Genomic DNA, 9,625 nt, shown 5'->3' with positions numbered 1-9,625 from the left:
GTTCGAGAATATATTCACTACTATAACTCAATTCGTATTCAGACGAAACTAAATAACCAGTCGCCGGTTGAATTCCGACGACTGGCTGCTTAACTTGAAAGGTGTTTTGATCCCTGTCTCACAAACAGGGGTCAGTCCCTATGGAAGTAAGGCTTTTGATTGTAAATAAACGATTGTTTATTCAGAACCCTATTCAAAACCTCCAACTTCTAACGGTTGCCACAGCGCTTATTAGCTCACAAATAGTCATTCTACCAATTTAACGGTTGCTAGAGAGGTTATTAGGCCATAATCGGAGGCTTTCGATGCCGATATCACCAAATAACGCTGCTGACAACCGTTAAAATTCCAAAATGGCCGTTTGAGACGAGATAGCCTATCTGACAACCGTTAGCTTTGGTGGGTGCGGGTGCGGGTGCGGGTGCGCGATTCCTGATCAGACCACCTCGCACCACTCAATTATGGTAAGCGCAATAATCTCGGCAGTGCGGAACATGTCTTCGAGCACGATATGCTCATTCGGGTAGTGGGCCGTCTGCGTTAAGCCCGGACCGAACACGATGCACGGCGTATCGCCGACCACGGTGAGCAGTCCGCCGTCCGTTCCCCACGGGGATGCCTCAATTGCCGGCTTGCTCCCGAGCACCGCTTCATATTGCTCTGTCAGAACCCGTATCAGCTCGTGACGGACATCGACGTTGCCCGGTACCCAGCGAGCGCCGAACCATTCGAGCCTCGGCGGCGAAACCGCGAACCATTCATCCTGCGCCTGCAGCCGATCCATCCACGCAGCGAGCTCCGCTTTCACGGCGTCCATGCTTTCCTCTGGCGCTACGCCGATCCGCCCTTCAATCGTCACGATATCTGGCACGGAAGAAGGCCAGCTGCCTCCGTTGATCGTCCCGATATTAATCGGTATCGGTATCGGATTGTTCGCAAACAGCGGATCGTTAATTCGCGCGTTCCGCACGCGTTCAAGCTCAAGCAGCTCCGACACGACAATCATGCATTTCTCGATCGCGCTGACACCTTCATACCGCGTTCCGCCATGTGCGGAGCGGCCCTTTACATGAATCCGAAACCACATCGAACCTTGCTGTTTCGGGAATATCCGCATATTCGTCGGCTCTGGGATGAGCGCCGCGTCAGCCTTATATCCCTTCAAGATAGCAGCGAGCGTCCCGGCGCCTCCACTCTCCTCTTCGACTACGCTTTGGAAGATAACGTCGCCTTTCAGCTGAATGCCTAGCTCCCTAATCGCTTCAATGGCGAGCAGCAGCGCGACATTGCCGCCCTTCATATCCGAAGCGCCGCGACCATACAGCTTGCCATCCGCCACATCACCGCTGAAGGGATGACTGGCCCACTGCTTCACATCTCCTTCCGGCACGACGTCCATATGCCCATTGAGCAGAATGGACCGCCCTCCGCCGCTCCCCCTGAGAACCCCAACGACGTTCGGACTTCCGGTGAATTTACTGCGCGGCGAGTAGAAATACGGATGCTTCTCCAGCAGCTCTCCATCCGGTTCCCACAGCTCAACCTCAAGACTCAAATCGTATAGCTTGCCGGCGATTAGCATCTGCGCCTGCTGCTCATTGCCCTGCGTGCTCGGCATTCGAACCAAGCTTTGCAGTAAGCGAGTTCCTTCTTCGCGATGATGCTCCAGCCATTCATTTATTTGTGCTTTCCAGCTCATGCTGCTCCCTCCCATGCAATGCGGTCAACCCTTATGGAATATAGAGAATTTGCTCAGGCAATGTAAGGCTCGCTTCTGTGCAGCGGACTACCTCTTCGAGCGTATAAGGCAACATGATTTCCCGCAAAAGAAGTCCGTCAGCCGTTACCTCCATGACCGCCATATCCGTAATAATTAGATCGACGCACGCAGGAGCAGTGAGCGGCAGCTCGCACTGCTTCTTGATCTTAGGCGCGCCGTCCCGATTCACATGATTCATAAGCGCGACCACCTTCTTCGCCTTCTGCGCAAGCTCCATCGCGCCGCCGATCCCCGCCGCCCGCTTGCCGGGTACGATCCAATTCGCGAGATCGCCTCGCTCGCTCACTTCCAGCGCACCGAGCACCGTCATATCAATGCAGCCTCTGCGAATCATCGCGAACGCAATGGCACTATCGCAATACGAAGCGCCTTCGACAATCGTTACAGGATAGCCACCAGCATTGCACAGGAATCCGTCCTCTTCACCTGGAGCCGGGCTCGGTCCCGCGCCAAGAATGCCATTCTCTGCATGAAAAGTCACTTCAATGCCTTCTCCGATAAAATCAGCCACACGCGTTGGAATGCCTATGCCAAGGTTTACGACCATGCCATCCTTCAGCTCTGCGGCGGCCCTTCTTGCGATTCGGTCGCGACTCGTTTCTCCCATACCCACTGCCAGTTCACCCCTTTGCCTGCGATGACCGCATTGACGAAGATGCCAGGCGTAACGATCAGCTCTGGATCAAGGCTGCCTAATGGTACGAGTTCATCCGCTTCGGCGATGGTCCGCTCACCAGCCATCGCGACGAGCGGATTGAAGTTGCGCCCGCTTTTGTCATAGACCAGATTGCCGTACGGATCTGCTTTGCTAGCATGAACAATTGCAACGTCCGCCGTTAAAGCCGGCTCGACCAAGTACGTCCTGCCTTCAATAACGACCGTCTCCTTGCCTTCTGCAACCGGCGTTCCCATCCCGACATCGACGAGAATGCCGCCGAGCCCGACGCCGCCCGCCCGAATCTTCTCCGCGAGCGTCCCCTGCGGATAGAAAATAATTTCCATCCGCCCATCCTCCATCATCCGCCCTGCATTCGGATTGGAACCTATGTGTGAAGTGATAACTTTACGAACTCGGCCTTCGGTAACCAACCGACCGATGCCGATCCACGGGAAGCCCGTATCATTGCCGATGAGCGTAAGCTCTCTCACGCCTTTATCGAGAATCCCTTCAATGAGCGTCGGCGGTGTGCCGATGCCCCCGAAGCCGCCATACATGAGCGTGCAGCCGTCTGTTATCCAGCTCAGCGCTTCCTCGAGCGATCGCTGTTTGTTCATCCGCCGAGCACCTCCTGACTTACATCCGCAATGGCTTCACTAAGCCGTTCTACAAGCAGATCCATCTCCTCTGTGCTGATCGTAAACGGAGGCGCGATGATAATCGCATCGCCTTCGCCGTCCACGCCGCCCGCCGCAGGATAAATCAGCAAGCCTTTGTTGAACGCTCGCTCGACCATCCGCGTCGTAATCGCTGCACTTGCAGGAAAAGGCTCCTTCGTCCGCCGATCCGCGACGAACTCTAGCCCGAGCAGCAGCCCTTTGCCGCGCACATCGCCGACGATTTCGCGGTCCGCAGCCAGCTTTGACAATGCAGCTAGCAGGTATTGTCCTTTCACCCGCGCAGCTTCCACAAGCTGCTGCTCTTCGATATAATCGAGAACGGCGAGCGCCACCGCGGCCGACAGCGGATTTGCGCTGTAGGTGTGGCCAGACATGACAAGCTTCGAGCCGTTCAGAATCGGCTCCAGCACATGATCCTTGGCAAGCGTCGCAGCCACCGGCGTATAACCAGCGCTCAGCCCTTTGCCCAGTGCAATGATATCCGGCTGAACGCCCCATTGCTCCATCCCGAACATTGTGCCGGTTCGAGCGATTCCGGTCATGACTTCATCGGCGATGAATAAAATTTCATGATGCCTGCAAATTTCCATAATGCGCTCATAGTAGCCGTCCGGCGGCACAACCGCTCCCCCTGCAGCGCCAATAACCGGCTCAGCGATGAAGGCGGCGATATGCTCGGAACCGATTCTTTTGATCACTGTCTCCAGATCATTCGCACAGGCTTGACCGCATGCGGACGGATCGAGCTGCAGCGGACAGCGGTAGCAGTAAGGTGGCGCTACGAGAGGAAAGTCCTCGAGCAGCGGAACGAATCGCCTTCGCCTCGTGAAATGCCCGGACATGGATAGTGCGCCGAGCGTAATGCCGTGATAGCTCATTCGCCTAGACAGCACCTTATATTTGCTCGGCCTCCCTTTCTCCTGCCAATGCTGGATCGCGATTTTCATCGCCGTTTCAGTCGCCTCCGAGCCGCTGTTTACGAAGAACGACCAATAATCGTGCCCGGGTGCTAAATCACTAAGCCGCTTCGCAAGCTCCTCCGCCGGTTCACTTGTAAACTGTGAGCGATACACGAACGATACCTTGCTCGCCTGCTCCTGCATCGCATCGGCAATTTCCTGCACGCCATGGCCGATGCCGGCCGTTACTGCACCTGAAGAAGCGTCCAGATAGGCGTTACCTTGATCGTCATACAAGAACACGCCTTTCCCATATGAAATCGTGGGATAATGATGGTGCAGCAGTGGCTTAATGAGATGTTCCCGTTTCATCGTGAGCCGCCTCCCATGTATAATCAAGCAGGGTTACCTGTGCCAAAGTTCTGGCACTGCAAGCATGGAACTGCCAAATTATATTGCATTCTCACTCGGAGTCTGGCGTTCTCACACTAGCTCCAAAGTTGGTATCAAACTTGCTTCGAAATAAGCTGCAGCCGATTGATTGGAGGACGATTATATGTCTAATGAACCGAACACGAACCGCTATTACAGCGTAGTTACTGAAAATGGAGATGAAGGATTGTCGCTCCTGCTCTTTCTTGATTTCTTCAACAAACGTCTGCGCATCGATGACTATACAGGCGAAGCCGAATTGGTATGCCGCCGTGCCGCCGAAGTAGCGCAGGAGCATGCTTTTACGAAGATATTTATTAAAGCGCGCGAAGAAGACTGGATGGCATTCCTGTCACGAGGATTTATGCTGGAAGGGATTTTCAAGGGATATTTTCACGGAAGTGACGCCTATAGCATGGCTTATTATACAGACTTGGAGCGGAGAACGAGCGACTATTGGATGGAAGAGGATCTGATTCTAAAGCAAGTGCTGGCTCTTCAAAAGAAACCTGAGCGCGATATGGTGCCTGTGCCATTCGTACTCCGACTTGCGGCCCCAGCTGATGCTGACGAGCTCGCAGCCTTGTATGGCCAAGTGTTCCAAACCTACCCGACGCCAATGAATGACCCGGCGTACATTCGGCATGTGATGGATGAGGGAACGGTATTCTACGTCGTTGTGGACGACGGCAAGCTAATCAGCGCTTCGTCTGCGGAGATTAATTCGGTCTATCACAATGCAGAGATTACGGACTGCGTCACGCTTCCCGCTTACCGGGGCAAAGGCTTAATGCGGCTGCTAATTCAATCGCTTGAGGAGGATCTGCGTAAGCGTAACATTCTCGCTCTCTACTCGTTATCGCGCGCGCTGTCTTTTGGCATGAATGCGGCTCTGTTCCAGCTCGGCTACGAATATAACGGCAGATTAACCAAGAACTGCGATATTTACGATAAATTCGAGGATATGAATATGTGGTGCAAGCAGCTTACCGTTTCCGGTGAATAGAAGAAGCGATGCCGAGCGACTCCCGGTACTTCGTCACCGTTCGGCGCGAGATCGGAATCCCATCCTGAGCTAATGCATCTGCCAGCTGCTGGTCCGAATAAGGTGAATCGCCTTCCGTACGGATCAGCTCCCTCAAGCGTGCTTTGACCGATTCAGCCGATATGGCATCATCAAACCCTTTATTGAAACCTGTCGGGAAGAAAAAGCCAAGCTCATACGTTCCCCACGTTGTCAGTGCGAACTTGCCGGATACCGCTCGGCTAATCGTCGATTCGTGCAGCCCCAGCTTATCGGCGATATCGAGCAGCGTCATTGGCCTCAGCTGCGCCGGGCCGAATCGGAAGAACGCTGCCTGTTCTTCAACAATTGCGCGAGTAACGCGAAGAAGTGTCGCCTGCCTTTGCTCCAGACAGCGAATGAGATAGGCGGCGGCACTCCTCCTCGTATGGAGAAAAACACCCGTTTCCTCCGTTCGATACGCGTTCAGAGCCAGCCGTTCGTACTCCGCGTTGATATGCAAGCGCGGGAACGCCGCATCATGCAGCCTCACTGCAAACTGCCCCTCCTCACCAGCTGAACGAACGATTACATCGGGTACGACATACCCGGGCGTTCCCGCTTGAAATGCAGCTCCAGGTCTCGGCTGCAGCGTCTTGAGCTGTGCAATTGCAGCGGTAATATCGGCCTCGCTCGCTTTTAACCGTTGCTTCAGCTTATGGATACGTAAGTCAGCCACGTCCTCGAGAAAATCCTCGATTAATTGCATGAGCAGCGGATGGCATTCGGGCAGCCTTTCTGCCTGCAATTTCAAACATTCGGACAAGCTTCTCGCTCCCACCCCAGCTGGTTCAAGCTTTCTCAGAATTTGAAACGCCTGATCCACTAATACCTGATCGACCTCAAGCTGCTCTGCAAGCTGCTGGATTTCCAAGGTCAAATAGCCGCTGGCATCTAAATTCCCAATCAGATAACGAACGATTCGCTTCAGCTCTTCCGACTCATCCAGGTCTACATTCAGCTGCTCAAGCAAATGCTGCTCAAGCGTTTCCGAAGGTCCCGGGGCATGCTGCAAGCTATCATAGTCGCTGCTGCTTCGGGAACTTCCGACGCGTATGCCAGCGTCCGCGGGCCAATCCGCTTGCTCAAGCAGCGGATTGTCTTCCAGCTGTTGATTAATAAAAGTCCTCAGCTCATGCGCTGGCATCTGCAATATCTTCACCGCCTGCTGAAGCTGTGGCGTCATATGCAGCTTCGTACGCTGCTGCTGTAGCATTCCAAACCCGCCGTTAGTACGTCGCATAAAGATCACCTGCCTCATGTGGCTCTTGCTCGATCCTTATATTGTATTCGCCTACAGCTAGGTCCGATTAATAATAACGGTTTTCAGCTCCGTCATTTCTTCGATCGCATACTTCACGCCTTCACGGCCGATGCCGCTCTCCTTCACCCCGCCATACGGCATATGATCAACCCGGAACGTTGGAATGTCGTTGATGAGAACGCCGCCGACATGCAGCTTCTCCACCGCTTCAAAAGCCGTATGAATGTTATTCGTGTAAATGCCTGCATGCAGCCCGTAACGCGAGTCGTTGATAAGCGCGATTCCTTCACCGACATCCTGGATGCGGTTAATGATGACAATCGGAGCGAACACTTCTTCGCAGGACACTTTAGCCGTTCGGTCGACTTCGAGCAACACGGTCGGCAGTACCATACCATTCGTGGTCGTTCCTCCACATGCCAGCTGCGCGCCTTGATGAACGGCTTCTTCTATCCATGCTAGCGCTCTTGTCGTATCCTGCTTCGTAATCATCGACGACAGATCGGTATTCGGATCGAGCGGATCACCAAGCTTGAGCCCGCTGGCTGCTGCGGTGAACTGCTCTACGAACTGCTCAAAAATCTCAGTGTGCACATAGATGCGCTGAAGCGAGATACAAACTTGGCCCTGATAGGCAAAAGCACCATGAACGCAGCGCGGAATGAGCTTCGTAAGCGGCACCTCATTATCAACGATAAGCGCAGAGTTCGATCCAAGCTCAAGCGCTACCCGCTTGAGTCCCGCCCGATTACGTATGCCAATGCCAACGTTCGGACTGCCTGTGAACGAGATTGCTTTCACGCGCTCATCCTGTACGATCACATCGCCAATGACGGCGCCTGAGCCGGTGATCACATTGAGCGCGCCAGCTGGAAGCCCCGCTTCCTCAAGCAGCTCTGCGAGGAAATATGCCGAGAGCGGCGTCTGTGAAGCCGGCTTCAGCACGATCGTATTGCCCGATGCGATCGCCGGCCCGACCTTGTGGGCAACCAGATTCATCGGGAAGTTAAACGGTGTAATGGCGCCGATGACGCCAAGCGGCTCCCTCATCGTATACGCGATCCTGCCTTCGCCACCAGGCGCGGCATCGAGCGGAATCATCTCGCCCGTTACCCGCTTCGCTTCCTCCGCTGCGAATTTATACGTCTGGATCGTCCGATCCACTTCCGTTCGTGCCGCCTTGATGGGCTTCGCCGCTTCAAGAGAGATAAGGCTGGCCGCCTCATCCGCACGCTCAGCGAGCAGCAGGCTGAGCTTCTCCAGAATGGCTGCGCGTTTGTGCGCAGGCATGCTCGCCATGACCGCCCTCGCTTCATAGGCAGCTGCGATTGCACGCTCAGTCTCTTCTTTCGTTGCCAGCGGGATATCGGCAAGCAGCACGCCTGAGTAAGGGGAATAAAGTGGTGCATACGCCCCTGACTCCACCCATTGTCCCCCGATGAATAGTTGTTTCTTCACCTTTGCTGTTCCCCCTTTAGTACGTTTCGATTGCAGCTGTGGATGTGATCGCATCGCTTATAATTTGCAGCCCTTCATGGAGCTGTTCATCCGTCATCACGAGCGGTGTCAGAAATCGGAGCACATTGCTATAAATACCTGCACTCAGTACGATTACGCCGGATTCATAGCAAGCTTTCACCAGCTTCGCGACAAACCCCTTCAGCGGCTCGCCGGTTGCTGGGTCCGTGAATTCGAGCGCACACATCGCCCCAAGTCCACGAACCTCGGCGATCATCGGATAATGCTGACGTAACGCCTCGAAGAAGCTGCGGATCTGCTCTCCAATCTGCACCGCCCGCTCGCTCAATCGTTCGCGCTCGATTAGTTCAATAACTGCAAGCGCCGCGACGCAGCCGAGCGGGCTGCCTCCGTAAGTACCGCCGATCTCGCCTGTACTCGGCGCATCCATGATTTCAGCTCGGCCCGTTACAGCGCTAATCGGCACTCCTGCCGCGAGTGACTTGGACATCGTAATCAGATCCGGTTCAATACCGAACTGCGTCGACGCGAACATCGTCCCTGTCCGGCCGAAGCCAGTCTGGATTTCATCGCTAATAAACAGAATACCGTTCTTTCGGCAAATCTCAAAGATCCCTTGCACATAAGAAATTGGCGGAATGATGAACCCGCCCTCGCCTTGCACGGGTTCCATAATAACAGCAGCCAGCTCCTCGGGCGCCGCTTCTGTGAGCAGAAACTGCTCGAATTGCTCCACACAGAAGCTTGCATAAGCCTCTTCAGTCATCCCTGTGGGCCGATAAAGAGGATAAGGATACATCGCTTTATACGTAGCTGGCGCATATGGACCCATCTGGAACTTATACGGCTTCACTTTGCTCGTAAGCGACATGCCGAGCAGCGTCCGGCCATGAAATCCGCGGGAGAACGAGACAATCCCAGGTTTCCCTGTATACTTCCGCGCAATCTTCACTGCATTCTCGACCGCTTCAGCTCCACTATTGAGCAGAATCGTCTTCTTTGCGAAGCTGCCTGGGGTGATCGCAGCCAGCTTCTCCGCCAGCTTGATATAAGGCTCATACATCGCTACATGGAAGCAGCTATGAATGTATTGCTCCGCTTGCCGCTGTAGCGCTTCGACCACCTCCGCCGGACAATGCCCCACATTGAGCGAGCCGATCGCTCCGGCAAAATCAAGAAACACATTGCCATCTACATCCGTAACGAGCGCTCCCTGCGACTTCTGCACGAAGATCGGTGTTGTATTCGACAGTCCCTGCGGCACATATTGCCGTCTTGACTCCAACAGTTTCCTCGCAGCAGGTCCGGGAAAGTCTTCGGACACCGACACAAACTGGCGTTTTGGCCCAGACTCCATCGTCTCACTCCTC

The 9,625-nt window shown here is 54.4% G+C and carries 9 protein-coding genes; 2 read left to right on the top strand and 7 right to left on the bottom strand.

Annotated features, from left to right (window positions below):
• Window positions 1-93, top strand: a 93-nt coding sequence (locus AC0LWF_RS25475) for an IS3 family transposase (RefSeq protein ID WP_474654169.1), incomplete at its 5' end; no start/stop codon positions are given.
• A gap of 343 nt (window positions 94-436) precedes the next feature.
• On the opposite strand, the gene AC0LWF_RS25470 is transcribed toward AC0LWF_RS25475, so the two are convergent.
• Genes AC0LWF_RS25470 through AC0LWF_RS25455 form a run of 4 tightly spaced genes read right to left on the bottom strand, consistent with a single transcriptional unit; the run spans window position 437 to window position 4,389 of the window.
• Window positions 437-1,699: a peptidase gene (locus tag AC0LWF_RS25470; RefSeq protein ID WP_474654340.1), complete on the bottom strand. Its 1,263-nt coding sequence runs from the start codon at window positions 1,697-1,699 to the stop codon at window positions 437-439.
• A gap of 31 nt (window positions 1,700-1,730) precedes the next feature.
• The gene (locus AC0LWF_RS25465) at window positions 1,731-2,393 is read right to left on the bottom strand and encodes a 3-oxoacid CoA-transferase subunit B (RefSeq protein ID WP_474654339.1); all 663 of its coding nucleotides are present in this window, start codon (window positions 2,391-2,393) and stop codon (window positions 1,731-1,733) included.
• The gene (locus AC0LWF_RS25460) at window positions 2,336-3,055 is read right to left on the bottom strand and encodes a CoA transferase subunit A (protein ID WP_474654338.1); all 720 of its coding nucleotides are present in this window, start codon (window positions 3,053-3,055) and stop codon (window positions 2,336-2,338) included. Before AC0LWF_RS25460 ends, AC0LWF_RS25465 begins: the two co-directional genes overlap by 58 nt.
• Window positions 3,052-4,389, bottom strand: coding sequence for an aspartate aminotransferase family protein (locus AC0LWF_RS25455; RefSeq protein WP_474654337.1), 1,338 nt, complete (start codon window positions 4,387-4,389; stop codon window positions 3,052-3,054). Before AC0LWF_RS25455 ends, AC0LWF_RS25460 begins: the two co-directional genes overlap by 4 nt.
• Before the next feature lie 184 nt (window positions 4,390-4,573).
• Between AC0LWF_RS25455 and ablB the strand changes: the two genes are divergently transcribed.
• Window positions 4,574-5,455 (top strand): putative beta-lysine N-acetyltransferase, encoded by an 882-nt coding sequence (gene ablB / locus AC0LWF_RS25450; RefSeq protein ID WP_474654336.1) that lies wholly within the window; start codon window positions 4,574-4,576, stop codon window positions 5,453-5,455.
• Here ablB and rpoN read toward each other — a convergent pair.
• Genes rpoN through gabT form a run of 3 tightly spaced genes read right to left on the bottom strand, consistent with a single transcriptional unit; the run spans window position 5,436 to window position 9,612 of the window.
• Window positions 5,436-6,755 (bottom strand): RNA polymerase factor sigma-54, encoded by a 1,320-nt coding sequence (rpoN, locus tag AC0LWF_RS25445; RefSeq protein WP_474654335.1) that lies wholly within the window; start codon window positions 6,753-6,755, stop codon window positions 5,436-5,438. The genes ablB and rpoN overlap by 20 nt on opposite strands.
• A 57-nt stretch (window positions 6,756-6,812) precedes the next feature.
• Entirely contained in the window at window positions 6,813-8,288 is a 1,476-nt protein-coding gene (locus AC0LWF_RS25440; protein ID WP_474654334.1) for an aldehyde dehydrogenase family protein, read from the bottom strand.
• A complete protein-coding gene (gene gabT / locus AC0LWF_RS25435; RefSeq protein ID WP_474654333.1) occupies window positions 8,251-9,612 on the bottom strand; it encodes a 4-aminobutyrate--2-oxoglutarate transaminase in 1,362 nt (453 codons plus the stop codon). The genes AC0LWF_RS25440 and gabT overlap by 38 nt, the downstream gene beginning before the upstream one ends.
• Between the last annotated feature and the right edge of the window lie 13 nt (window positions 9,613-9,625).

This window comes from Paenibacillus sp. sgz302114 (assembly GCF_056120345.1).
This window is presented reverse-complemented; position numbering and strand designations above follow the sequence as displayed.

Bases quoted from the DNA above. Each gene is read 5' to 3' on its own strand.
- AC0LWF_RS25455 (WP_474654337.1), bottom strand. From the start codon at position 4,389: ATGAAACGGGAACATCTCATTAAGCCACTGCTGCACCATCATTATCCC.
- rpoN (WP_474654335.1), bottom strand. From the start codon at position 6,755: ATGCGACGTACTAACGGCGGGTTTGGAATGCTACAGCAGCAGCGTACG.
- AC0LWF_RS25470 (WP_474654340.1), bottom strand. From the start codon at position 1,699: ATGAGCTGGAAAGCACAAATAAATGAATGGCTGGAGCATCATCGCGAA.
- AC0LWF_RS25440 (WP_474654334.1), bottom strand. From the start codon at position 8,288: ATGCGATCACATCCACAGCTGCAATCGAAACGTACTAAAGGGGGAACA.
- AC0LWF_RS25460 (WP_474654338.1), bottom strand. From the start codon at position 3,055: ATGAACAAACAGCGATCGCTCGAGGAAGCGCTGAGCTGGATAACAGAC.
- gabT (WP_474654333.1), bottom strand. From the start codon at position 9,612: ATGGAGTCTGGGCCAAAACGCCAGTTTGTGTCGGTGTCCGAAGACTTT.
- ablB (WP_474654336.1), top strand. From the start codon at position 4,574: ATGTCTAATGAACCGAACACGAACCGCTATTACAGCGTAGTTACTGAA.